This is a genomic window from Streptomyces sp. NPDC001941 (genome assembly GCF_040296945.1).
Lineage (GTDB): Bacteria > Actinomycetota > Actinomycetes > Streptomycetales > Streptomycetaceae > Streptomyces.
The window spans coordinates 94,188-117,536 of the sequence record NZ_JBEOYE010000001.1 but is presented as its reverse complement, the minus strand read 5'-3'; the positions used below and the strand labels follow the sequence as shown (position 1 = coordinate 117,536).

General features: G+C 72.9%; 20 protein-coding genes and 2 tRNA genes. 4 read left to right on the top strand and 18 right to left on the bottom strand.

The genetic code is table 11. The features are described from left to right. Positions 1-116 precede the first annotated feature (116 nt). Both ABT160_RS00475 and ABT160_RS00470 read left to right on the top strand, forming a co-directional pair. On the top strand, positions 117-1,301 hold the full coding sequence (locus tag ABT160_RS00475; RefSeq protein WP_351641624.1) for a ferric reductase-like transmembrane domain-containing protein: 1,185 nt from the start codon (positions 117-119) through the stop codon (positions 1,299-1,301). Further along, positions 1,298-2,872: an NADH-ubiquinone oxidoreductase-F iron-sulfur binding region domain-containing protein gene (locus tag ABT160_RS00470; protein ID WP_351641622.1), complete on the top strand. Its 1,575-nt coding sequence runs from the start codon at positions 1,298-1,300 to the stop codon at positions 2,870-2,872. The genes ABT160_RS00475 and ABT160_RS00470 overlap by 4 nt, the downstream gene beginning before the upstream one ends. 57 nt (positions 2,873-2,929) lie before the next feature. Here the strand turns inward: ABT160_RS00470 and ABT160_RS00465 are convergent. Next, positions 2,930-3,002, bottom strand: a tRNA-Ala gene (locus tag ABT160_RS00465). A gap of 141 nt (positions 3,003-3,143) precedes the next feature. Here ABT160_RS00465 and ABT160_RS00460 point away from each other — a divergent pair. Further along, a complete protein-coding gene (locus tag ABT160_RS00460) occupies positions 3,144-4,403 on the top strand; it encodes a glycosyltransferase 87 family protein (RefSeq protein WP_351641620.1) in 1,260 nt (419 codons plus the stop codon). On the opposite strand, the gene ABT160_RS00455 is transcribed toward ABT160_RS00460, so the two are convergent. From ABT160_RS00455 to ABT160_RS00420, 8 genes are all read right to left on the bottom strand, one after another. Continuing rightward, positions 4,382-4,615 (bottom strand): hypothetical protein, encoded by a 234-nt coding sequence (locus ABT160_RS00455; protein WP_351641617.1) that lies wholly within the window; start codon positions 4,613-4,615, stop codon positions 4,382-4,384. The genes ABT160_RS00460 and ABT160_RS00455 overlap by 22 nt on opposite strands. A 362-nt stretch (positions 4,616-4,977) precedes the next feature. Further along, a tRNA-Ala gene (locus tag ABT160_RS00450) sits at positions 4,978-5,050 on the bottom strand. Between the two features lie 126 nt (positions 5,051-5,176). Then, positions 5,177-5,821, bottom strand: a complete 645-nt coding sequence (locus tag ABT160_RS00445) for a histidine phosphatase family protein (RefSeq protein WP_351642192.1) — start codon at positions 5,819-5,821, stop codon at positions 5,177-5,179. Next, a complete protein-coding gene (gene rsfS / locus ABT160_RS00440; protein ID WP_351641615.1) occupies positions 5,818-6,285 on the bottom strand; it encodes a ribosome silencing factor in 468 nt (155 codons plus the stop codon). Before rsfS ends, ABT160_RS00445 begins: the two co-directional genes overlap by 4 nt. A 51-nt stretch (positions 6,286-6,336) precedes the next feature. Beyond that, on the bottom strand, positions 6,337-8,187 hold the full coding sequence (locus ABT160_RS00435; RefSeq protein ID WP_351641613.1) for a LytR C-terminal domain-containing protein: 1,851 nt from the start codon (positions 8,185-8,187) through the stop codon (positions 6,337-6,339). Positions 8,188-8,206: 19 nt separating this feature from the next. Next, positions 8,207-8,833 carry a nicotinate-nucleotide adenylyltransferase gene (gene nadD, locus ABT160_RS00430; RefSeq protein ID WP_351641612.1) on the bottom strand — a complete coding sequence of 209 codons (627 nt, stop codon included), beginning with the start codon at positions 8,831-8,833 and terminating at the stop codon, positions 8,207-8,209. A 52-nt stretch (positions 8,834-8,885) separates the two neighbouring features. Then, positions 8,886-9,047, bottom strand: coding sequence for a hypothetical protein (locus tag ABT160_RS00425; RefSeq protein ID WP_351641610.1), 162 nt, complete (start codon positions 9,045-9,047; stop codon positions 8,886-8,888). An 83-nt stretch (positions 9,048-9,130) separates the two neighbouring features. Next, the gene (locus ABT160_RS00420; protein ID WP_351641609.1) at positions 9,131-9,283 is read right to left on the bottom strand and encodes a hypothetical protein; all 153 of its coding nucleotides are present in this window, start codon (positions 9,281-9,283) and stop codon (positions 9,131-9,133) included. A gap of 114 nt (positions 9,284-9,397) precedes the next feature. Between ABT160_RS00420 and ABT160_RS00415 the strand changes: the two genes are divergently transcribed. Beyond that, complete coding sequence (locus tag ABT160_RS00415) at positions 9,398-10,537, top strand: M48 family metallopeptidase (RefSeq protein WP_351641606.1); 1,140 nt, start codon at positions 9,398-9,400, stop codon at positions 10,535-10,537. Between the two features lie 21 nt (positions 10,538-10,558). On the opposite strand, the gene ABT160_RS00410 is transcribed toward ABT160_RS00415, so the two are convergent. From ABT160_RS00410 to ABT160_RS00370, 9 genes are all read right to left on the bottom strand, one after another. Beyond that, the gene (locus tag ABT160_RS00410) at positions 10,559-11,710 is read right to left on the bottom strand and encodes an SCO2583 family membrane protein (protein ID WP_351641605.1); all 1,152 of its coding nucleotides are present in this window, start codon (positions 11,708-11,710) and stop codon (positions 10,559-10,561) included. Positions 11,711-11,899: 189 nt separating this feature from the next. Beyond that, positions 11,900-12,481: an SCO2584 family spore wall biosynthesis protein gene (locus ABT160_RS00405; protein ID WP_351641604.1), complete on the bottom strand. Its 582-nt coding sequence runs from the start codon at positions 12,479-12,481 to the stop codon at positions 11,900-11,902. Between the two features lie 98 nt (positions 12,482-12,579). Further along, entirely contained in the window at positions 12,580-13,872 is a 1,293-nt protein-coding gene (locus ABT160_RS00400) for a glutamate-5-semialdehyde dehydrogenase (protein WP_351641602.1), read from the bottom strand. Between the two features lie 121 nt (positions 13,873-13,993). Beyond that, entirely contained in the window at positions 13,994-14,494 is a 501-nt protein-coding gene (locus ABT160_RS00395; RefSeq protein ID WP_351641600.1) for a DUF8830 family protein, read from the bottom strand. 156 nt (positions 14,495-14,650) lie between these two features. Next, the gene (gene proB / locus ABT160_RS00390; RefSeq protein WP_351641599.1) at positions 14,651-15,757 is read right to left on the bottom strand and encodes a glutamate 5-kinase; all 1,107 of its coding nucleotides are present in this window, start codon (positions 15,755-15,757) and stop codon (positions 14,651-14,653) included. Positions 15,758-15,947: 190 nt separating this feature from the next. Continuing rightward, positions 15,948-17,105 carry a glycosyltransferase family 2 protein gene (locus tag ABT160_RS00385; RefSeq protein WP_351641596.1) on the bottom strand — a complete coding sequence of 386 codons (1,158 nt, stop codon included), beginning with the start codon at positions 17,103-17,105 and terminating at the stop codon, positions 15,948-15,950. A 160-nt stretch (positions 17,106-17,265) separates the two neighbouring features. Next, positions 17,266-19,368, bottom strand: a complete 2,103-nt coding sequence (locus ABT160_RS00380) for a hypothetical protein (RefSeq protein ID WP_351641594.1) — start codon at positions 19,366-19,368, stop codon at positions 17,266-17,268. Between the two features lie 140 nt (positions 19,369-19,508). After that, on the bottom strand, positions 19,509-21,011 hold the full coding sequence (locus ABT160_RS00375) for an SDR family NAD(P)-dependent oxidoreductase (RefSeq protein WP_351641593.1): 1,503 nt from the start codon (positions 21,009-21,011) through the stop codon (positions 19,509-19,511). A 185-nt stretch (positions 21,012-21,196) separates the two neighbouring features. Next, a complete protein-coding gene (locus ABT160_RS00370; protein ID WP_351641590.1) occupies positions 21,197-23,269 on the bottom strand; it encodes a glycosyltransferase family 4 protein in 2,073 nt (690 codons plus the stop codon). Positions 23,270-23,349: the final 80 nt, after the last annotated feature.

Here is a 23,349-nt window from a genome sequence, read left to right as displayed (position 1 = left end):
AGCGTTCCGCCGGACCCGCGCTCCGTAAACGCGCAAACCCCGTACCGACCGGTATGGCGCCACTTAGCATGCCGCAACACGGGGACCGATCGTCCGCACCATTCGGAGTCGCACCCATGAACCCTCATCGCAAGATCCGCTCCTCGCCCGCTCTGGACCGCACCTGGAGCGGACCGTTACGGGGCGGGCTGACCGTCGCGGCGGTCCTGCTCATACCCCTGGTCGCGATCGGGGGCGGTGACCGCTTCCGTGCCGCCCTCGACTTCACCACCGGGGTGCTGTCCCTGGTCGCGCTGACCGCCTCGGTCGGCTGGGGACTGCTCGCCACCGACCGGCTGTTCCTGTCCACCCGGCACCGGCTGCTCGCCCAGGCCGTGCACCGCGCCACCGCCGTCGCCTCGCTGGGCTTCCTGCTGCTGCACGGCACCGTGAAGGTCTCGCTCGGGCACGTGCGTCCGCTGGGCGCCCTGGTGCCGTTCGGCCTCGGCGTGGACGGCGCCGCGGGCCTGATCGGCCTCGGGTCGCTGGCCGGGCTGCTGATGGTCGTCGCGGCCACGACCGGGGCGCTGCGCAGCGCCCTGGCGGGACGCGGCCGGATCGCCGCGCGCTGGCGGCCGCTGCACATGCTCGCCTACCCCGCCTGGTGCGCCGCCCTGGTGCACGGCCTGTACGCGGGGCGCCCCCCGGCGGGCTGGGTGGTGGCCCTGTACTGCCTGGCGCTGGCCGGGGTGGCCGGCGCCGTCTCCCTGCGGCTGCTGCCGCCCCCGCTGAAGCGCCGCGTGGCGGCCCGGATCGCCGCCCTGGCCGCCCCGGGCCCCCAGGGGCCCCCGACGCCGCCGGAGGCCGCGGAGCCGCTCGCAGGGGCCCCGCAGGGCCTGTCGGGCGTCATCCCCGCCCAGCGCCGCCCCGAGCCGGACCCGGTGCCGCCCTCGCGCCCCCTGGCGCCGCCCGTGGGGCAGGGCCGCGGGACCGCGCTGCCCCCGGTCGCGCCTCCACGGCCGGACGCCGGCGTCCCGTACCGCGGACCCGCGCCGGGGCCCTCCGGCTTCTCCGCCGCCTACCGCGCCGTGTCACTGGGCGGGACCGCCGCCCCCTACCCGCCGCCCGGCCCCCAGGACCCCCAGGAGGCGCCGCTGGCCGAACGGGTGCCCATGACCGAGGAACTGCCCGTCGTCCCCGGGCCCGCGCACCGGGCGGGCCACTGGCCCACCCCGTCACCGCTGCCGCCCGCGCAGTCCCCCTCGTACGCGCGCCCGCCGGCCGGCGAGCCGTGGAACCCCCCGGCAGGAGAGCGCCCGTGAACGCACCCCTCCCCGACGTCCCCGAGGTCCGCGTCGTCGGACTCCCCCAGCTCACCCAGGGCTTCGACCTGGTGGACCGGCTCGACCTGCCGATGCACCTCAAGGTCCACGGCCCCCTGGAGCCCGTGGACGGGGAGCGCCTGGCGGCGCTGTGCGAGGCGGTCAACCTGTGCGGGCGCGGCGGCGCCGGCTTCCCCTTCGCCCGCAAGCTGCGGGCGGTCGCCAAGGCGACCGTGCGGCGCGGGGTACGGCCCGTGGTCGTCGTCAACGGCAGCGAGGGCGAGCCCGCCTGCCGCAAGGACACCGTGCTGCTCAACCGCGCCCCCCACCTCGTCCTGGACGGCGCCCTGCTGGCCGCCGAGGCACTCGGGGCGCGCACCCTGGTGGTGGCCGTCACCCGCAACTCCACCGAGGTGTCCGTCCGGGCCGCGCTCGCCGAGCGCGGTCTGTCGGACCGGCGCGGACAACGCCTGCGCGCACGCGTGGTGCGCACCCCGGAGCGGATGGTCTCCGGAGAGGCGTCGGCGGTGATCCGCGCGGCCGGGGGCGGACCCGCGCTGCCGCCCGGACGCCGGGTACGGGCCGCGGAGTCGGGGGTGGGCGGGGCGCCCACCCTGTTGTCGAACACCGAGACGTTCGCGCAGCTGGCCGTCGCCGCCCGGATCGGCCCCCGCCGCTACGCGCACACCGGCCTGGACACCGAGCCGGGCACGGTGCTGCTGACCCTGTCCGGGGCGGTCGCGCGCCCCATGGTCGTGGAGGTCCCGACGGGCGTCCCGCTGCGGTACGTACTGCAGCTGGCGGGCGCTCCGGCGGAGCCCCAGGGCGTCCTCACCGGCGGCTACCACGGCAACTGGATCGGCGCCGCCGCCGTGCACGACGCCGTGGTCTCACGGGCGTCCCTGGCGGCCGTGGGCGGCGCGCTGGGCGCGGGCGCGATCCTTCCGCTCGGCCACGAGACCTGCCCCCTGGGCGAATCACTGCGGGTCGCCCAGTGGCTGGCCGCCGAGACGGCCGGACAGTGCGGCCCCTGCCGGCTCGGCCTGCCCGCCGCCGCGGGCGGCCTCTCGGACCTGCTGAACGGCGGCGGACCCGCGGCCCTGGAGGCCCTGCGCGAGGTGACGCAGGCCGTGAAGGGCCGGGGGGCGTGCAAGCACCCCGACGGATCGGCGCGGTTCTTCGCGTCGACGCTGGGCGCGTTCACCGACGACCTGGCCGCGCACGTCCTGGGCGACGGCTGCGGCCGCCCGGTGACCGGGGTGCTGCCGCTGCCCGCGCCGGGCTACCAGGACCTGGAGGAGTCGGTGCCGAGCGGCGAGCGGCTGGCGGTGGACTGGACGCTGTGCCAGGGCCACGGGCTCTGCGCCGACCTGGTGCCGGAGCTGATCAGGATGGGCCCCGACGGCTACCCGGCGCTCGCCGACGCCTCGGTGCCGGTGCACCTGCGCCCGCGCGCCCAGCGGGCTGTACGGCGCTGCCCGGCCCTCGCGCTGCGCCTGGAGCAGGCGTACGAGGAGCGGCCCGCCCTGCCCGCGCCGTCCCGCAAGGCCCTGGGCAGCGGCCGGGGTTGAGCGCACGGGGCCACACGACAAAGCGGCCCGTCCTGATCGGACGGGCCGCTTTTCCTGTGGAGCTAAGGAGAATTGAACTCCTGACCTCCTGCATGCCATGCAGGCGCTCTACCAACTGAGCTATAGCCCCTTGCTTGCTGTCTTCCGCTTGGTTTTCCCCGCGGCGACAGACAGAACATTACACGGTCACCCCCTCACATCACCAAATCGGTTTCCGGCCCCCGTCCGGCGGGCAGGTGCCATCCCTCCCCGGCCGGGTACCGTCCACCCCGTGACCGCGACCGTGACCGCACCCGTCCGCGCCCGCCGCCTGCCGCTGGCCGCCGCCGCGACCTGTCTGCTCTCCTTCGCACTCTTCTGGTGGGCGCAGCGCGCGGCCCACGTGTCGATGGTCGACCTGAGGGTCTACCGGGCGGAGGGCGCGACGGCGCTGGCCGGCCGGGAGCTGTACGACATGATCGCGACGGAGTCCAACCTCCCGAACACCTACCCGCCGTTCGCGTCCCTGCTGTTCATACCGCTCACCCTGCCCGACGTACCGCTGCTGCGGACGCTGGCGACGGCGGGCAACCTGCTACTGCTGGTGGCGCTGGTACGGCTGTCACTGCGCCTGGTGGGACGTGACCGTCCGGCGGACGACTGGCTGAACCGGCCGGAGACGGTGCTGTGGGTCTCGGCGGTGCTGGTGTGGTGCGAGCCGGTGTGGACGACGCTGCGGTACGGACAGATCAACCTCCTCCTCGCGGTCGCGGTGCTGTGGGACTTCACACGGCGGCCCGGCAGCCGCTGGGCGGGCGTCGGTACGGGTCTCGCGGCGGCGGTCAAACTGACCCCGGCACTGTTCGTGGTGTTCACCCTCGTCGTCGCGGTGGTGCGCGCGCGGGGCGGCAAGGACGCGGGTCCGTGGCTGCGGCAGTCCCTGACGGCGATCGGCACCTTCCTGGCGGCGACGGCGGTCGGGGCGCTCGCACTGCCCCGCGACTCGCACCGCTTCTGGACCGAGGTGATGTTCCAGGCCGGACGGGTCGGAAAGGCGGAGGAGACCGCCAACCAGTCGCTGCGCGGGGTGCTCGCGCGGCTGCTGCACACCGAAGACCCGGGCCTGTGGTGGCTGCTGGTGGCCGTGCTCGCCGGGGCGGCGGGCCTCGCACTGGCCGTACGGGCGGGGGCGCGCGGGGACGTGGCCCTGGGAGTGGTGGCGTGCGCGGTGACGGCGCTGCTCGTGAGCCCCATCTCGTGGTCGCACCACTGGGTGTGGTGCGTGCCCGCGCTACTGCTGCTCAAGGAGCGGGCGGGCTGGAAGTGGGCCGCCGGACTGGCCTTCGCCTTCGGCTCGTTCGCACTGTGGTGGGTGCCGCACACCCACGGGGCGCGGCTCGAACTGCACCAGAACGGCTGGCAGATGCTGGCGTCAGGGGTCTACGTCCTGGCCGCCGCCGTCCTGTTGGCCAAGTTGTGGCGCACCCAGGCACCGGCCCAGGGGGTCCAGGGACGGGACCCGGGGCGGCTTCAGGCCGTGGCGAACGAGTAGAACCGCTTGAGGGCGCAGTGCTCGTCGAGCAGCCGCCCGTAGATCGGTTCGCCCTCCAGCTCGCGGTACGTCTCGATCGGGTCGCCCTTTATGATCAGCGCCCGCGCGCACTCCTCGCACCAGTACTGGAACTCGGGATTGATCGGGTCCATGTCGCGGACAATCGGCGTACCGCTGCCGCACCAGTCGCATTTCCGCCTGTGCGCACCCATCACTCAGCTCCAGCTGTGGCCGCGGGCGGTACACGCGAAGGACGCCCCGCCGTGGTCGACGGGCACTCGGACGACGTGGGACGAGCAGCACGCGAGGCGGCCGGACCGGGCTCCCGCCCTCGCCGAGGCGCATGGGAGGCCCGCCCCCTCGAAGCTGCTTGCGGCCATCTGGCGCTCCCTCCCGTCCCGGGCCGTCGTCCCCCTCCGGCCGTCCGATTCTGCCACGGCACCGCACGGTCGTCAGTGCCGTCTCCGCAGCCGGTACGCACCTGGTACGCACCCGCCGTCCACGGACGAAAGGGATGGTGGGAGGGGAAAGCGGAAGATCCCGCCCCCTGGTGGGGACGGGATCTTCCGGACTGTGGAGCTAAGGAGAATTGAACTCCTGACCTCCTGCATGCCATGCAGGCGCTCTACCAACTGAGCTATAGCCCCTTGCTTGCCGTCTTCCGTCCGGTTTCCCTCGCGGCGACATAGAGAACACTAGCCTGCGACCTGCCGGAAAGTGAAATCCGGGGTCCCGGGGCCCTCGCGGGGGCTCCCGGGCCGGTTCCACGGGCCTCAGTCGTCGTCGCCGAGGACCGGTTCGGGCAGCGTGCCCGCGTTGTGCTCCAGGAGCCGCCAGCCGCGCGCGCCCTCGCCGAGCACCGACCAGCAGCAGTTGGAGAGCCCGCCCAGGCTCTCCCAGTGGTGCGATTCCAGGCCGAGCAGCCGGCCGATGGTCGTACGGATCGTGCCGCCGTGGCTGACGACGACCAGGGTGCCGTGGTCGGGCAGCTTCTCCAGGTGCGCCAGGACGACCGGAGCGGCGCGGTCGGCCACCTCGGTCTCCAGCTCGCCGCCGCCCCTGCGGACGGGCTCACCGCGCTTCCAGGCGGCGTACTGCTCGCCGTAGCGGGAGACGATCTCCTCGTGGGTCAGGCCCTGCCACTCGCCCGCGTACGTCTCGCGCAGCCCGGCGTCGTAGGTGATCTGCAGGTCCGTGATCGCGGCCAGCTCGGCGGCCGTGGCCGCCGCCCGCCTCAGGTCGGACGCGACGATCGCGTCCGGCTCGAGCGAGGCGAGCAGCCGGGCGGCGCGGCGTGCCTGGGCGACGCCGGCCTCGGTCAGCTCGATGTCCGTGGAGCCCTGGAAGCGGCGCTCCAGGTTCCACGACGTCTGGCCGTGGCGCCACAGGACGACGCGGCGGCCGCCGGCGGCGCTCAGCTGAGCTCACCACCCGGCTCGTCGGCCCCGGTCAGCGCGGCGTGCTCGGCGGCCTTGCCGCGGGTCTTCTTGGCGTCCTCGGGCAGGCCGATCTCGGGGCAGTCCTTCCACAGGCGCTCGAGCGCGTAGAAGACGCGCTCCTCGCTGTGCTGGACGTGCACCACGATGTCGACGTAGTCGAGGAGGATCCAGCGGGCGTCGCGGTCGCCCTCGCGGCGCACCGGCTTGGCGCCGAGCTCCTTGAGGAGCCGCTCCTCGATCTCGTCGACGATCGACTTGACCTGGCGGTCGTTGGGCGCGGAGGCGAGCAGGAAGGCGTCGGTGATCGACAGCACGTCGCTGACGTCGTACGCGATGATGTCGTGCGCGAGCCGGTCGGCAGCCGCCTGTGCGGCGGTGGTCACGAGCTCGATGGAGCGGTCGGTGGCGGTCACTAGGAGGCTTTCGTCGGCGGTCGGGAACACCTCAAGGGTCTCACGTACCGCCGACAGCCCCGCAAACGAATACCCGAACCCCTATTTGACCTTGTAGTCCTTGCCCAGGACGACCGTGACCTGGGTGTTCCCGGCGCCGGCGCCCTTGCGTACGGCGGAGTCCTGGAGCCCGAGGGTCTTGGCGACCTCCTGTGCGGAGGACTTCTGGGCCTCCTGCGCGTAGAGCACGGCCGTCTTCGCCTCGGCGCCCTGCTTCCCGCCGTCGACGAAGGTGAAGCCTCCGTTGACCAGGGTGATGCGGGCCGACTCGGTGGCTCCCGCGTTCCCGGTGGCGTTCTTCACGCCCACGCGTACGGTGCCGTCGGTGTCCGGGGACTTCACGGCGCCGCCGAGGACGTCCTTGACGACGCTCTGCGCGGACGCGTCGGTGAGGGTGCCGTCGGACCGTACGGGCAGCAGGGCGGTCTTGTAGTCGCCCCCCTTGGCGTGCTCGGCGAGCTTGGCGAGGGAGGCCGCCAGGTCCTTGGCCGGCAGCGAGGGGTCGAAGACCTGCGGCAGCGACTCGACGGTGACCGTGGCGGAGGCCGGGTCGCTGGACAGCTTGCGCAGCACGCCGTACATGACCTGTCCGAACCGCATCAGCTGCTTGGCCTCGGCCTCGCCCGGGGCGCGCCAGGTGGCGTACGCGACGGCGGCGCGGCCGTTGAGGGTCTGGTCCTCGCCCTTCTCGACCAGCGGCTCGTCGCCCTTCTTGGCGCCGGGGACCTGGGCGTCCGTACTGACCTCGATGCCGCCGACCAGCTCGACCAGGTTGTCCAGGAACGGGGTGTCGAGCCGCCAGGTGCCGGCGATCTTGGTGCCGAGGAGGTCGCCGACGGAGTCGCGGGTGCCCGCGGAGCCGTCGCCGTCGACGGACTTGCCCAGGGTGGTGCCGTTGCCCTCGTCGTCGGCGACGACCAGGGCGTTGGGCAGCAGCACGGTGGTGCCCTGCTTGGTGGTGGCGTTGTTCACCAGGAGGGCCGTGGAGGTGCCGCCCTTCTTGGTGTCGTGCAGGTGGACGACGATGGTGTCGCGCTTCTGGGGGCCCGTGGCGGTGGTCGCGCCGGAGCCGTCGGAGCCGGACAGGAACGGCAGCTTGTCGGCGTACCAGAGGTAGCCGACGCCGCCGACGACGAGCAGGGCGGCCACCACGACGAGGGCGACGACCCGGTTGCGGCCGCGCCGCTTGGCCTCCTCGCGCCGCTCGGAGCGGCTCTCGGTGAACTTCAGCCAGTCGATGACGTCCTCGGAGTCCTCGTCGGGCTCCTCGATGAACGCGAACTGTTCGGTGTGGCAGTCGGGCTCGCCGTCCGCCTCGGGGCGGCGCGGCCCGGGCACGGCCGCCTCGGGGTCGGCGACGGCCGAGGGGGCGGGGCGGCGCCGGGGCTCCTCCTGCGGGGGCGCCGCGTGGCCGGGGTGGGGCTCGGAGTACTGCGGGGCGGTGCCCCACTGCCCGGTGTCGAACTGGCCGGTGTCGAACTGGCCCGTCTCGAACTGTCCGGTGTCCGCCGGAGTGTGCTGCGGGAACTGTCCGGTGCCGAACTGTCCGGTGTCGGCCGGCTGCTGCTGGTAGGCGCCCGGGTGGGCCGCCGAGGGGTAGCCCGGCTGCTGCCCGGTGTCGGTGAACTGCTGGTAGCCCTGCTGCTGCCCGGTGTCCGCCACGGGCTGCTGACCGTACGGGTCGTAGCCGTACCCCTGCTGCGGGGGCTGCTGGTCCTGCTGCCCGTACGGGTCGTACGCCTGCTGCCCGCCGTACGGGTCGTAGCCGTAGTCCTGCTGCTGGGGCTGCGCCTGCTGCGGGGCCTGCTGGTAGACCGGCTGACCGTACTCGTCGTAGCCGATGATCTGCGGCTGCTGGTAGTACGGGTCGTACGGATTGTGCTGATCGTTCACCGGTGCCCCTCTCCGTGGCCTATTCGCCGCGGTACAACTGGCGCTTGTCGATGTAGCGCACCACGCCGTCCGGCACCAGGTACCAGACCGGGTCGCCCTTGACGACCCTCGCGCGGCAGTCCGTGGAGGAGATCGCCAGCGCCGGGACCTCCACCAGGGAGACGCCGCCCTCGGGCAGCCCGTCGTCCGTGAGGTCGTGGCCGGGGCGGGTGACCCCGATGAAGTGCGCGAGCGAGAACAGCTCCTCCGCGTCGCGCCAGGTGAGGATCTGCGAGAGGGCGTCGGCGCCGGTGATGAAGAAGAGGTCGGCGTCCGCGTTCTGCGCGCGCAGGTCCCGCAGGGTATCGATGGTGTACGTCGGGCCGCCGCGGTCGATGTCGATGCGGCTGACCGAGAACTGCGGGTTGGACGCGGTCGCGATGACCGTCATCAGATAGCGGTCCTCGGCCGCGGACACCGACTTGTGGCTCTTCTGCCACGGCTGCCCGGTCGGCACGAACACCACCTCGTCGAGGTGGAACAAGGCGGCCACCTCACTGGCGGCCACCAGGTGTCCGTGGTGGACCGGGTCGAACGTCCCGCCCATGACGCCGATCCGGCGTCTGCCGGGACTGTTCGGGCCGGTAGGCACTTGCTGCTCTCCCATGCGTGCAGAGACTACTGGCACGTCGGCCCGGCCCCGTTCCGCGGTCGCCGGCTCAGCGGTCGCGGTTGAAGCGGGTGGTGATCCACAGCAGCAGCAGGAGCGCCGCGAAGGCGCCGATTCCGGTGATGTACGGGCTGAGGCTTTCGTGGTTGCCGCCGTGCTCGGCGCCTTCGGCGAGGGTGACCAGGCTGGCGGCGGTGCTGGGGAGGCTCATCTTCAGCAGGACCTATCGATCGGGAGTCGGGCGGAGACTTCGCGCACATCGTATGCGGGCGGTCCGGGCACGCTCACGCCGACTCAGTCGTTGTCGTCCTTGTCGCGGTATCCGCGCAGCAGGAACCAGGCGAGCAGGGCGGCCCCGACCATCGAGCAGAGCAGGACGATGCGGAGCGTGTCGCCCGGTCCCTGCTGGGAGGAAGCGGCGGCGAGAAGTGTGGCGGTGTCCGGCATGTCGGGTCTACTCCTTGGTTATCCACAGCCCCCGCCACACGTTAACCCCAGCGCCTAGGCTGGGGTCCGTCAGGGGGACGAGGCACTTTCGACTCGTACGAACAGGGGGCATCCATGACCGAAGGCAACAGCGGCGCCGCGGACCGGGAGCACGTGCCGAGCAGGCAGCGCAGGCGGTTCCCGGGCATCTCGTCGCGGGCGTACGAACACCCGGCGGACCGCTCGGCGCTGGTGGCGCTGCGCAAGCTCAGCGGCTTCGACTCCGTCTTCAAGGCGCTCAGCGGGCTGCTGCCGGAGCGGAGCCTGCGGCTGCTCTTCCTCTCGGACTCGGTGCGGGTGGGCGACACGCAGTTCGCGCACCTCAACGACATGCTGCGGGACGCCTGTTACATCCTGGACCTGGAGAAGGTCCCCTCGATGTACGTGACGCAGGACCCCAAGCCCAACGCGATGTGCATCGGCCTGGACGAGCCGATCATCGTGGTGACCACCGGTCTGGTGGAGCTGCTGGACGAGGAGGAGATGCGGGCGGTGGTGGGCCACGAGGTGGGCCACGCGCTGTCGGGGCACTCCGTGTACCGCACGATCCTGCTCTTCCTCACCGGCCTGGCGCTGAAGGTGGCGTGGATCCCGCTGGGCAACGTGGCGATCATGGCGATCGTGACGGCGCTGCGGGAGTGGTTCCGCAAGTCGGAGCTCTCGGCCGACCGGGCCGGCCTCCTGGTGGGGCAGGACCTGGAGGCCTCGATGCGGGGCCTGATGAAGATAGCGGGCGGCAACCACCTGCACGAGATGAACGTGGACGCGTTCCTGGAGCAGGCCGAGGAGTACGAGGCCGGGGGCGACCTGCGCGACTCGGTGCTCAAGATCCTGAACGTGCTGCCGCGTTCCCACCCGTTCACCACCGTGCGGGCGGCCGAGCTGAAGAAGTGGTCCGAGAGCCGCGACCACCAGCGGATCATGGACGGGCACTACCCGCGCCGCTCCGAGGACAAGGACACCTCGGTGACCGACTCCTTCCGGGAGTCCGCCAGCAGCTACGCGGAATCGGTGCGCGGCAGCAAGGACCCGCTGATGAAGCTCGTGGGCGACATCGCCGGGGGCGCGGGTGACCTGGGCGGGCGCCTGCGCGACCGGTTCACCGGGAGCGGCGGCGGGACCGCCGGCAACGGCAAGCAGCCGCCGTCCGGCGGCGACGACAACGACGGGGAAGGCACGGGTACGGGAACGGGAACGGAGGGCGGCAGCCGCTGAGCCCGGGCCCCGGTGACCAGGTCAGTCCGCCGCCGGCCCCGAGGCCGCCGGGGTGCCCGAGGCCGCCGTCGCCCCCGACGCCGGCGGAGTGCCCGAGGCCGCCGGGGTCGGCTGGGCGGACGGGGAGAGGGTGCCGCAGAGGGCCGAGGCCGGGTGGGCGGTGGCGTACGGGTCGGTGCCCGCCGGGCCGGTCGCGGCGGCGCTCCGGCCCGCCAGGAGCGGGTTCAGGACGCCGGTCGCGGTCGAGGAGCAGGACTGCGGCCCGGCCTCCACGAAGCTGGTCAGGAGTTCGACCCGGTGCATCCGCAGGTCGTCCCGGTCGAAGCGGAAGTGCAGTTCGCGCCGCACGGTGAACAGCGAGGCGGCGGCCTGTCGGGGGCCGGTCGCGGTGGGGCGCAGGGCGTAGGCGAAGACGTGGTCGGAGACGACGTCGAGCAGGTCCGGGCCCGCCTCGCTGACCCGCAGGGTGCCCTGGACCCGGACGCCCGGGTCGGCGAGGGCCACCTTGGCCGGGTCGAAGCGCACCAGCCAGCCGGCGGCGGCGTGGTGGCCGTCGTCGGACGGCGCCTCGACGCTCTGGTCGAACTGGTCCAGCAGGTCCGGGTCGAGGAGCACCCGGACGGGGCGGACGGAGGCGCCGGTCAGGACGTCCGGGATGACCGAGGAGGCGACCAGGTAGTCCTTGGCCGTGGTCAGGGCGGTGACGACCTGGCTCTCGGAGAAGTGGTCGGTGCGGCGGGCCGCCGGGAGGTTGACGCCCGCGGCGCCGGTGCGGAACTGGGCGGCCGGGCTGTGGTCGAAGAGGACGGCCGCGGCGCTGCCGGGGACGGGCCCCTGCGGGGCCAGGGGTATCAGCGTGGTCCGCAGCGGTTCGGCGCGGTGGGCGGGCGGCGGCTGGTAGGGGGTGCGCACTCCCATGTAGATCGCGGTGCCGAAGGCGAGGGCGACCAGGACGACCAGCAGCAGGGCCTGGGTGGCGCCGTGCCGGGCGATCCAGGACGGGCGGCTGCGCACCGCCCGCGCGTGCTCGCCCATGCGCTCGCGCGCGGAGAACTCCTGGAGGCGGGCAGCACGGACGAACGACTCGTCGAAGACGACGGATCGGTACTCGTCCTCACCACCGCCGGGGTGCCCCTCGGGCGTCCCCTCAGGCGGGTCGCCACTCCCTGCCATACCTTCAGAGTAGGTCTGCGGAAGCTCCGGTAAACGCGCTGGTACGCGACAACTTCGGACGACTTCCGGCGACTTGGGCCCCGACCCCGGCTCCTGGTTCCACCCAGTGGACACGGGGCGCCACCTAATGGACGCGGAGCACCACCCACTGGACGCAGGGCTCCACACCCACGGGGCGCGGAGCGCCCCTCAGTGGACGCGGGGCGCCGCGGAGACGGCCGGGGCGGAGTACTCGGCGGAGGCCGAGGGAGCCGCGCCGGCGGGCCGGTCGATGCCGGTGGGGACGGTGGGCACGGGTGAGGGCCCGCGCTCCGGGCGGTTGCCGGAGGCCCCCCGGTAGACGGCGCTGAAGGCCAGGGCGACCATGCCGACGCCCATCACCAGGGCCAGCACCCAGGCCACCGGGCGGTGCCAGCGGGCGCTGGGGCGGTAGGGGCGCAGGGCGCCGCCGTGCCGTCCGTACGGCGAGTCCTCGTCCTCGTCGTCGGGGTCGTACACCTCGTCGGGGCCGCGGTAGCCGCTCCCGTACGCGTCCTCGTAGGGCTCGTCGTCGGTGGCGCCGCCGCCGGAGCGGGCCCGGGCGGCCTCGGCCTCGGCGCGCGCCTGGGCGGCGGCCAGCAGGCGCTCCACGGCGCTGGGTTCATGGATCTCGGCGGCTCTTACGAAGTCCTCGTCGAACACCACGGAGGCGAAGTCCTCGTCCGCACCCCCGCGGTCGTCGTCGGGCTCCCAGCCGTCCTGGAACGGCTTGCCCCCCACGTCGTCCGGCACCTCTTCAGAGTAGACCGGGGAGGGGGTTTTGGGCAGGGAGAGCGGGAACTCTCCCCCGCGCACGCCGAGTTGCCGCGCGCGGGGCCGGACGGCAGGAGTCAGCGCACGTGGCCGTCGCCCGTGACGATGTACTTGGTGGAGGTCATCTCCGGCAGTCCCATCGGGCCGCGCGCGTGCAGCTTCTGGGTGGAGATGCCGATCTCGGCGCCGAAGCCGAACTGCCCGCCGTCGGTGAACCGGGTGGAGGCGTTGACCGCGACGGTGGTGGAGTCCACGAGCTGGGTGAAGCGGCGGGCGGCCTGCTGGGAGGTGGTGACGATGGCCTCGGTGTGGCCGGAGGACCACAGCCGGATGTGCGCCACGGCCGCGTCCAGGGAGTCGACCACGGCGGCGGCGATGTCGTACGAGAGGTACTCGGTCTCCCAGTCCTCCGTGGTGGCGGGGACGACGGTGGCCTTGGACCCGTCGGCGTAGCCCTGGACGCGCTCGTCGCCGTGCACGGTGACGCCCGCCTCGGCGAGGGCGTCGAGGGCGCGGGGCAGGAAGGCGTCGGCGATGTCCTGGTGGACCAGCAGGGTCTCGGCGGAGTTGCACACGGAGACGCGCTGGGCCTTGGAGTTGACGAGGATCTCGACGGCCATGTCGAGGTCGGCCTGGGCGTCGACGTACACGTGGCAGTTGCCGGTGCCGGTCTCGATGACCGGGACGGTGGACTCCTCGACCACGGTACGGATCAGGGAGGCGCCGCCGCGCGGGATGAGGACGTCGACCAGGCCGCGGGCGCGCATCAGCTCCCGTACCGATTCGCGGGACTCCCCCGGCACCAGCTGGACCGCGTCGGCGGGCAGCCCCGCGCCGCCGACGGCGTCGCGCAGGACGCGGACCAGGGCGGTGTTGGAGGCGTAGGCGGAGGAGGAGCCGCGCAGCAGGACGGCGTTGCCGGACTTGAGGCAGAGGGCGGCGGCGTCGACGGTGACGTTGGGCCGGGCCTCGTAGATGATCCCGACGACGCCGAGGGGGACCCGGACCTGGCGCAGGTCGATGCCGTTGGGCAGGGTCGAGCCGCGGACGACCTCGCCGACCGGGTCGGGCAGCGCGGCCACGTCGCGCACGTCGGCGGCGATCGCGCGGATCCGCTCCGGGGTGAGGGTGAGCCGGTCGACGACGGACTCGGCGGTGCCCGCCTCGCGGGCCCTGGCCACGTCCTGGGCGTTCGCCTCGACGATCTCGGCCGTACGGACCTCGAGGGCGTCCGCAATCGCGAGCAGCACGTCGTCCTTGGTCGCGCGCGGGAGCGGCGCGAGGTCGGCGGCGGCGGCGCGGGCCCGGTAGGCGGCCTGGGAGACCGGGGACATGTTGTCGTACGGCGAGAGCGGGGAGTGCGACGTCATGACGGAAGGGTAGTCGGCCCGGTGACGGCGGTCGGCCGGTGTCCCGCACTGCGAGACGCCCGCGCGGGCCCGCCACCGGACGCCCCGGCCTCCCCGCGCCGGGTCAGCCCGAGGGACCCCTTCAGTACGGGTGCACGCCCACCGGGGAGGCCGGCGGCGGGCCGTAGCCCTCGGCGATGCGCTGGTGGTAGGTCTCGCGGTCGATGACCTCCAGGCCGACGATCTCCCACGGCGGCAGCTTGGCGCTCTGCCGGTGCTCGCCCCACAGCCGCAGGGCCACGGCGGCCGCGTCGTGCAGGTCGCGGGCCTCTTCCCAGTAGCGGATCTCGGCGTGGTCGTTCGCGTACCGGCTGGTGAGCAGGAAGGGGTGGTCGTGGGCGAGCTGTTCGAGGCCTCTCCTGACCTCCTTCAGCGGCGCCTCGGCGCCCGAGACGCTGAGGGTGATGTGCCACAGCTTGGACAGCACCCGCTCTTCGGGGCGCCGGTCCGCCGTGGCGGCGGGCTGCTGGCGCCCGTCGTCGTCGGCGTCCGCGGGGTCGTCGAAGTCCGCGCCCGCCTCGACACTCGTCAGGGCGCGTTCGGCCGTCCCCCGGGGCAGGGCCCCTGGGCGCGCTCGTCTCACCGGCGGCCTCCTGTTGATGCGTTGTGCTGCTGTACCCCGGAAGGGCCTCCACCCCGCCTACCCTGATGACCCCTGAGACAAAGTTGACCAGTCCGGGACGGTACGCGGGGCGGTTTTGGTGAAGGTCCCCGTCGGATGGCTGGACTTTCAGCCGTTCTAGGGGTGCAGGACGACCAGATCGTCCCTGTGTACGACCTCCCGCTCGTAGGCGGGCCCGAGTTCCCTGGCCAGGTCGCGGGTGGAGCGCCCGAGCAGCTGCGGGATCTCCTTGGCGTCGAAGTTGACGAGCCCGCGGGCGACGGCGCGGCCTTCGCGGTCGCGCAGCTCGACCGGATCACCGGCGGCGAACTCGCCCTCGACGGACGCGATCCCGGCGGGCAGCAGCGACTTGCGGCCCTCGACCACGGCCCGTACGGCCCCGTCGTCCAGGGTGAGGGAGCCGCGCGGGGTGGAGGCGTGGGCGAGCCACATCAGCCGGTCCGCGGAGCGGCGTCCGGTGGCGTGGAAGTACGTGCCGGTGTCCCGGCCCGCGAGGGCGTCGGCGGCGCGGGAGGCGGAGGTGAGCACGACGGGGACGCCGGCCTCGGCGGCGATCCTGGCGGCCTCGACCTTGGTGACCATGCCGCCGGTGCCGACGCCCGCCTTGCCCGCGGAGCCGATCTCGACGCCCTCGACGTCCTGCGGCCCGGTGACCTCCGCGATGCGCGAGGTGCCGGGGCGGGAGGGGTCGCCGTCGTAGAGGCCGTCCACGTCGGAGAGCAGGACCAGCAGGTCGGCGTGGACGAGGTGGGCGACGAGGGCGGCGAGCCGGTCGTTGTCGCCGAAGCGGATCTCGTCGGTGGCCACGGTGTCGTTCTCGTTGACGACGGGGAGGGCGCCCATGGCCAGGAGCTGGTCCAGGGTGCGGTAGGCGTTGCGGTAGTGCGCGCGGCGGCTGGTGTCGTCGGCGGTGAGCAGGACCTGGCCGACGCGGACGCCGTAGCGGGCGAAGGAGGCGGTGTAGCGCGCGACGAGCAGGCCCTGGCCGACGCTGGCGGCGGCCTGCTGGCGGGCCAGGTCCCTGGGCCTGCGGGTGAGGCCGAGGGGGGCGAGTCCGGCCGCGATGGCGCCGGAGGAGACGAGCACGACCTCCTTCTCGCCGCCGCCGCGGACCTTGGCGAGGACGTCGACGAGGGCGTCCACCCGGTCGGCGTCCAGGCCGCCGGAGGCCGTGGTCAGGGAGGAGGAGCCCACCTTGACGACGATCCGCCTGGCCTCCGTCACGTGCTGCCGTGTCACTTCCCGCCCCGTCCGCCTTGCCGCTGCCTTGCCGTTGTCACAACCGCGAATCTATGCCAGGGCGGGGGTCCGCCGCTCGCGCGTTCCAGCCGCTGGACAGCGGTGTCCGGGGCGGCGGGGGCGGGGGCGTGCGGGCGCGCGTGCGCTCCCGCTGGGCGCGGTCGGCCAGGATGGCTCAATCTGATCGGTCCAGGAAACCGCTTGCCCGCCGGAGGAACCGGCCCGCGAACCGGCGCATCCGCCGCAGGGGGCTCTCGACGACCCGGTACGCCCCGTCGGGCAGCGTTCCGCCCCGGAAGTGGGGGTACGCCAGGTAGCGCCGTCCCCGGTGGCGTACCACCGGAGCCGCCCCCTGCCGCCGTACGTACGCCAGGACGTCGCGGAGCTCGCCGGGGCGCTCCAGGGCCACGCAGGTCAGCCGCAGCCGGGCCTCGGGGTCGAGGCGGCGGGCGACGCCCGGGGTCCAGTACTGCCGCATCAGCGGGGCGGCCAGGGCGAGCTTGTGCCGCAGCACCTCCTCGGGCTGGCCCAGCAGGCCGGGCCCGAACTGCGGCAGCAGCGTCACCTTGAACGGCCGCAGCATCAGCAGGTCGCGGCGGCGCCCGGGCGGCTCGTGGCGGGCGATCAGCTCCATCAGGGCCCGGGCGGAGTCGAAGCGCGGCTCGTAACCCCCGCGCCGGGTCAGGTGGTTGCCGTCGTCGCGGCCGACCAGGTAGTAGCAGGGGTAGTCGGCGACCACGGAGACCCCGGTGCCGCGCAGATAGGCCTCCAGCGTGAACAGGGCGTCCTCGCCGGTGCACAGCGTCTCGTCGAAGCGCATGCCGTGGCGCACCAGCAGGTCGCGGCGGAACAGCTTCTGGGCGCTGAGCGCGTACTTGACGTTGGAGGTGAAGACGTCGGCCCGTTCGACGGTGGCGCGCCACATCGACTGGGAGGCGCCCCGGTTGACGCCGACGACCTTGCCGAGGACGACGTCGGTGCCGGCCCGGTCGGCCATGGCGACCAGGCGTTCCAGCGCCTCGGCGCCGAAGTAGTCGTCGGCGTCGAGGAAGAAGACGTACCGCCCGCGCGCGTGGCGCAGCCCGGTGTTGCGCGGGGCGCCCGCGCCGCCGGAGTTGGCCTGCCGGATGACCCTCATGGGTACGGCCGTGCGGGCGGCGAAGTCCTCCAGGTAGGCGCCGGTGCCGTCGGTGGAGCCGTCGTCCACGGCGACGATCTCCATGCGGCCCGCGCCCAGGGTCTGGGCCTCCGCGGACTCCAGGCACCGCACCAGGTAGGGCATGGCGTCGTAGGCCCCGATGATCACGCTGACGTCGGGAGTGTGCTCGCTCATCGGGCACATCGTGGCCCCCGCCCGCCCCGTTCGCCCCGCAAGCGGCACGAAGGCCCGCAAGTCCCTTGGACCACAGGGGACTTGCGGGCCTTTCGGCATGTTGTACGAGGACGTCAGCGCCCTTGTACGAGGACGTCATCAGCACCCTCGCACGGGAACGTCAGCGCGCCGCCGACTGCTCCGTCCGCGCGGGCAGTTCCTCGTCCTCCAGCTCGCCGAGCTCGTCCAGGTGGCCGGCCAGGCGCTGCTCGACGGCGCGGTTGCGGGCCTCGGCCTTGGCGGCGAGGGCCCGGACCGCGGCGTTGAACTGCTCCATGGAGGTGGGCTCGTCGGGACCGAGCAGGTACTGCTTGAGGTCCTTGCGGGCCTTGACCAGGCGGTCGGCCGACGGGTCCTCGACGGCGGCGAGCAGCTGGTCGAGCCCGGCGGCGCTGTTGGTGAGGACGACGGCGGCCCGCACGGCGGTGTTCTGCCGCCGGAACTCGTCGGCGCCCAGCTCGGCCGAGTCGGTCACGGCGTAGGGCTTGCCGCTCTCGATGAAGTCCGAGACCACGCTGGAGATGTCGGAGACCATGGCGTCGGCCTCGTTGAAGCAGTCGTAGAGCCGGGGCTCGGCGCCGGTCACGACCCGGTGCTCCCACCAGCCGAACGAGCGCCAGTAGGCGTCGTTCCACTCGGCGCGCAGCCGCTTGATCTCGGCCAGCCGCTCGGGGTCGGCGAGCGAGACGCGGGACTCCTCGGACTCGTCGCCGCCCTTGCGCCCGGGGGCGGTCAGGACGGCGAGGCGGGCCTCGACGCGGGCCAGCTCGCCGCGGGCGGCGGCGAAGCCGGCCTGTCCCGCGGCGTGCGCGGGGGCCCAGCGCGGGTCGGTGGCGCGGGCGGCGGCGGCCTCGGCGACCATCTTCCGGATGCGCTCGTCGGCTGCCTTGGCCTTGCGGTTGGTCAGGCCGGTGAAGGGGTGCGGCTTGTAGACCAGCCGGACCGGGCGCTCGGCCGTCAGCAGGCTGCGGACGATGTTCTCGCCCGCCAGCAGCAGCGAGGTGTTGCCCGGGTTGTTGTCCCAGCCCTCCCAGGTGGGGGCGTACAGGACCGTCGGGATCTCGTTGCGGGAGGCGCCGGAGGAGCGCTCGATGGGCGCGAGCTGGGGGCGGCCGACCTCGACGATGTCCTCGTCGCGGACGCCGACGTCGGCCAGCGCGTACCGGTCGCGGCCCGCGCGCCCGGCCGTCCACACCTCGTCGTACGCCTTGGAGAAGGGGTTGACGCTGGCGAGCTTGTCGCTGTCGCCGTGGCCGATGAAGACGTGCTTGGAGGTGGGCACGCGCAGCATGTGGATGTTCTTGCCGACGTTGGCCGCGTACAGCGTGACCCGGATCGAGGTCAGGTCCATCGCCATCAGGTGCTGGCCGCCGGGGACGCAGAGCACCGGCACGGAGGTGGTGCCGAGCATCGGTACGAGACTGCGCTCGCGCATGATCACGATCGGGCGGCCGTCGACCTGCTCCATGGTCTCCAGCCACATGTTGACCTGGTAGGCGGAGTCGTCGGAGCCGGAGAAGTACAGGGCGACGGTCGGCTGGTACTCGCCGAGCCACTTCTGCACGGCCTTGAGCACCGCGGGCCCGGTCGGCACCCGGCGGCTGCGGCGCAGGTAGGGCACGAGCAGCAGGGTGTAGAGCAGCCCGAGGCCCAGGGTGATGCCGATGCCGGTGTACGCGACCAGGTTGGGCGCACCGAAGGCGGCGGCCACGACGCCGACGACGGCCGGGACGTCGAGGTGCAGCATCTTGTCGCCGGCCCGGTCCAGCAGCGCCCGGGGCGGGGCGTCGGGGATGCGCACGGCGTGCAGGTCCACGTTGCGCGTGACCACGGGCATGGTGCGGCGGAGCCGGATCAGCGAGGCGAGGGCGCCCTGGGGGGCCTGCAGGCCGAAGAAGACCAGGAAGCCGCCGACCGCGACGTAGAAGAGGGGCTGTTCGGCCATGCCCTCCCGGGCCAGCAGCATGATCAGCAGCAGCTGGCGCACCAGGAAGCGCATGGGCAGTCCGGCTCGGACCTTGTTGAGCCGGTTGACCAGATAGCTGTTCTTGCGGTGCAGGTACCAGTCGGCGACGTAGGTGACGGCACCGGCGGCCGCGAAGAGCCACAGGTGGGGCAGCAGCGCGGCGAGCATGAGGCACGGGTAGCCCAGTCCCATCAGGACTGCCGCGGCCAGCTCGCGTCCGCTGCCCACTCGGGCCAGGCGGATGGCGGTCGAAATCACGAAAACCTGCTCCAGAGGGGGGTAGCCGGTTTATTCACATGTAAGGAACAAGTGTGAGGGCGCGGGCCTCACGCACACGGGCCTCCGCAATTCGCCGGACGGCGAACGCAGAGGCCCGAATAAAGCCGATTCAGGAATTATTACACATCCTCTTGACGGTCCAGGACCGAAGCCAGCGCCGCCTCGAAGCCGGAGGCCTCGCCCGCGCTACGGGTGGGGTCCTCCTTGCGCACGTCGATGACGTGCCCGGTCAGCTCCGACAGCAGGACGTCCAGCGAGGTCCGGGCGACCGCCTCGGAGGAGAGCAGCGAGCCGGCCGGCTCCTGCCCGAACGCCTTGGTGCGCATGGGGGTGGCGGTGCGCTCCGGATTGACGCAATTCACCCGGATCTCCTCGGCCGCCCATTCGTCGGAGAGGGCCTGGGTGAGATTCACCATGGCGGCCTTGGTGGACGAGTAAAGGCTGTACTCGGCGCGGCCGCGGGTGTAGCTGGAAGAGGTGTAGAGCAGCAGCTGGCCCTTGGTCTCGGCCAGGTACTTGTAAGAAGCACGGGCAATCTGGACGGGCGCCAGGTAATTGACGTTCAGCGCTTCCTGGATGGTCGCGTTGTCGGTCTCGGCGAGCCGGCCGATGCGCAGCACGCCCGCGGTGTTGATCACGTAGTCGATGCGGCCGGTCTCGGCGTACGCGCGCGAGAGCGCGTCGTCGATGTGCTCGGGGTTCTCCACGTGGGTGCCGGTGGTGGAGCGGCCCAGCGGGAAGACGCGGGCGCCGTAGCGCTCGGCGAGGGCGGCGATGTCGGCGCCGATGCCGTAGGAGCCGCCGAAGACGACCAGGGTGCGCCCGGACAGCAGCTCGCGGTAGGCGGCCTCGTCGGCCTGGCGGGGGGCGGCGGTGGAGGCGAGCTGGAACAGCTTGTCGGCGATGAAGACGTCGACCGGCTGGGTCACCTTCATGTTGTACTCGTCGCCCGCGACGACGTGGATCGGCACGTCGGGCAGGTACTTGAGGACCACCGAACAGTCGTCGGTGGCCTGGAAGTTGGGGTCGCCGGCCGCGACCTCGTACGCCCTGCGGATGGTGGAGAGCTTGAAGGCCTGCGGGGTCTGGCCGCGGCGCAGCCGGGAGCGGTCGGGGACGTCGGTGATGAACTCGCCGTCCTCGCCGTGGGTGCGGGTGACGATGATGGTGTCCGCGGAGGGGATGGCGACGTCCACGGCCTGGTAGCGGTCGAGGGCGTCGACGCAGTCCTGGATCACGCGCTGTGACAGAAGCGGACGCACGGCGTCATGGAAGAGGACGTTGCGGTCCTCCCCCTCGGCGAGGCCCTCGCCGAGCGCGCGGATGGCGCGTTCCGTGGTCTCGTTGCGGGTCGAGCCGCCCTCGATGACACGGGTCACCTTGCGCAGCCCGGCCTTGGCGACGATCTTCTCGACGTCCGGCACGAAGCCCGGCGCCATCAGCACGATCACGTCGTCGACGGCCTCGGCCTGCTCGAAGATGGTCAGCGTGTGCTCGATGACGGCCTTGCCCGCGATCTTCAGCAGCTGCTTGGGGATCGCGAGGCCCACTCGCTGACCGGTTCCCCCCGCCAGGACGACTGCGGTGGTGCGGGTTGCGGCTGCTTCATGCGGCACGGACACGTGACGACCTACCTTGCGACGAGTGGGGAACGATGTGATGGTCGCACTCTCCGTGACCGTCTCGCAAGGCGGACACCTGGCGCCCGACACCGCTCGGACACCGTGCGTTTACCCCCTGGCCAGGGAGGTTGACCGGATGGATTCCGGCGCACTCCGTGACCGAGGCCACAGCGGACTCACCCGTATCAGCGGTCCGCGACATGGAGCACCAGGCCGTTGCCCGCGTCGTAGCCGAACCTGATCCGGACCAGCCGCTGCTGCCGCTTGCGCAGCTTGCGCAGCACCCGGCGCAGGAGCAGCAGCGGGCGCTTCTTGTGGAGCAGGACACCGGGGTACGTGAAGACGTCCGCCTTCTGCACCACGTCGTCCAGCACCCGCCCGATCCGCACGGGGGCCGCGCCCGGAGCGTACGTCAGCCAGGCCGTCCGGATCTCCTTCGCGGACGCCTGGCGCGCCGTCGCCAGGGTGCCGGGGACGCTGAAGCGGAAGGCCCGGGCGCCCTGGCGGGTGCCCGTCACGGTCAACTCGTCCGGGTGATTCCCGCCGCGCCGCAGGGTGAGTACGGGACGGAAGCCCGGGTCCAGCTCGGCCGGGCCGTACAGCCGTCCGGACAGGACCAGGTCGCGGCCCTCGTGGGTGATCTCCCCGGCCTCGGCGTGCACCGGCCGCGCGTAGGAGCACAGCACCAGGTGGTGCTTGGGGGCGCGGCGGTACGGGACGAGGTGGCGCACCGGCTCCTCGGGGGCGGTGTGCGCGGCGGCCCGCATCGAGGCGCGCTGGTCCACGGCGCGGGCCAGGATGCCGACCCGGGTGCCGGTGGCCGGGTGGTCGGCGTGGCACATCCAGTGGCCCTCGGCGAACTCCTCCCCCGCCGGGATGACGGCGGTGCCGTCGGGACCGAAGGGGTAAGCGCGCTCCGGGGCGTCCTGGCCGATCCGGGTGCACACCAGGCGCAGGCCCTCGTGGCGGGCGACGGCGGCCTCGGGGGCGACCAGCCGGACGGTGACCGTGCCGTCCTCGGCGACGACCGCGTCGGCGGCCGGGGCGAAGGCGGTGTCCTCGGCGTCGGCGGCCTGCCCGGCGGTCCGCGCGGCGCTGCGCTGGCCGGAGCCCGCGCCGAGCTCGGCGAACAGGTCCGCGTACTGCTTGGCGACCGAACCCGGGTCGTACCGGCGGGCGTTGACGATCGCGGCGGCGCCCATCCGGCGGCGCAGCGCCTGGTCGTCGATCAGCCGCAGCAGGGCCTGGGCGACGGCCTCGGCGTCGCCCACCGGGACCAGCAGGCCGTCCTCGCCGTCGGCGACGATCTCGCGCGGCCCGTAGTCGCAGTCGGTGCTCACCACGGGCAGCCCGCAGCGCATCGCCTCGACGAGGGTCATGCCGAAGGACTCGTGGCGGGAGGTGGACACGGCGATGGCGCCCTTGACCCACTCCGGCTCGATCGGGGAGCGCGGGCCCATCAGGTACACGCTGTTGCTCAGCCCGCGCCGCTCGACGCGGCGGCGCAGCTTGTCCTTCTCCGGGCCCCAGCCGCAGATGCGCAGGGTCCACTCGGGACGGACCGCGACGACCTTGGCGAAGGCGTCGACCAGCACCTCGTACTGCTTCTCCCGGGAGAGCCGTCCGGCGGCCACGACGGTGGTGCCGGACAGGTCGGCGGGGGCGACGGTGGGCTCGGGCACGGAGTTGGGCACGCACAGCACCCGGGTGCCGGGCAGGTCCATCCGCTCGCGCCAGACGGCGGCGTCGCCCTCGGAGACGGTGACGTACGCGTCCAGGGCGGCCAGGTGCGGACGGATCTCGTCCTTGAGGGCCTGCTTGTGGTGGTTGTACGTCATGTGTTCCTGGCCGATGCGCACGGCGCCGGGCGGGGCGAACTGCGCCGTGTACGCGCTCAGGCCGGGACGGGTGCCGATGACCACGTCCGCGTCGGCGCCGGCGCCCTCGTAGTGCGCGCGCACCCGGGCGTCGGTGAGGGCGCTGTACTCCTTGTAGCGCGCCTCGGTGCGCGGGAAGAAGGCCGCGGGCCTGAGCTGCTCCGGGCTCTGCTTCTCGTTCGTGGGCGACTTGGGCCGGGTGTCGACGAGCGGGACCACGCTGATGCGCGGGTCGATGTCGAACAGCGGGACGTCGCGGTGCCGGAACACCGACACGATCTCCACCTCGTGCCGGTCGACGAGCTCCTCCGCGAGGTTGAGCGTGGTGCGGATGGTGCCACCGATGCCGTAGACGGTGTGGATGAGGAAGGAGATCTTCATCAAGGCTCCGTTCAATCACTTCCAGCACTAAGACGGCTGGCGCACACCCGGGGGTTGCCCGGGTTCCCCGGGAATTTCCG

What these genes read in the sequence shown, in the direction of transcription:
- ABT160_RS00455 (WP_351641617.1), bottom strand. Translation starts at nt 4,615, where the DNA reads ATGGGTGCGCACAGGCGGAAATGCGACTGGTGCGGCAGCGGTACGCCG.
- ABT160_RS00415 (WP_351641606.1), top strand. Translation starts at nt 9,398, where the DNA reads ATGACCGAAGGCAACAGCGGCGCCGCGGACCGGGAGCACGTGCCGAGC.
- ABT160_RS00425 (WP_351641610.1), bottom strand. Translation starts at nt 9,047, where the DNA reads ATGAGCCTCCCCAGCACCGCCGCCAGCCTGGTCACCCTCGCCGAAGGC.
- ABT160_RS00400 (WP_351641602.1), bottom strand. Translation starts at nt 13,872, where the DNA reads ATGACGTCGCACTCCCCGCTCTCGCCGTACGACAACATGTCCCCGGTC.
- ABT160_RS00475 (WP_351641624.1), top strand. Translation starts at nt 117, where the DNA reads ATGAACCCTCATCGCAAGATCCGCTCCTCGCCCGCTCTGGACCGCACC.
- ABT160_RS00420 (WP_351641609.1), bottom strand. Translation starts at nt 9,283, where the DNA reads ATGCCGGACACCGCCACACTTCTCGCCGCCGCTTCCTCCCAGCAGGGA.
- ABT160_RS00370 (WP_351641590.1), bottom strand. Translation starts at nt 23,269, where the DNA reads ATGAAGATCTCCTTCCTCATCCACACCGTCTACGGCATCGGTGGCACC.
- nadD (WP_351641612.1), bottom strand. Translation starts at nt 8,833, where the DNA reads ATGGGAGAGCAGCAAGTGCCTACCGGCCCGAACAGTCCCGGCAGACGC.
- ABT160_RS00385 (WP_351641596.1), bottom strand. Translation starts at nt 17,105, where the DNA reads ATGAGCGAGCACACTCCCGACGTCAGCGTGATCATCGGGGCCTACGAC.
- ABT160_RS00410 (WP_351641605.1), bottom strand. Translation starts at nt 11,710, where the DNA reads ATGGCAGGGAGTGGCGACCCGCCTGAGGGGACGCCCGAGGGGCACCCC.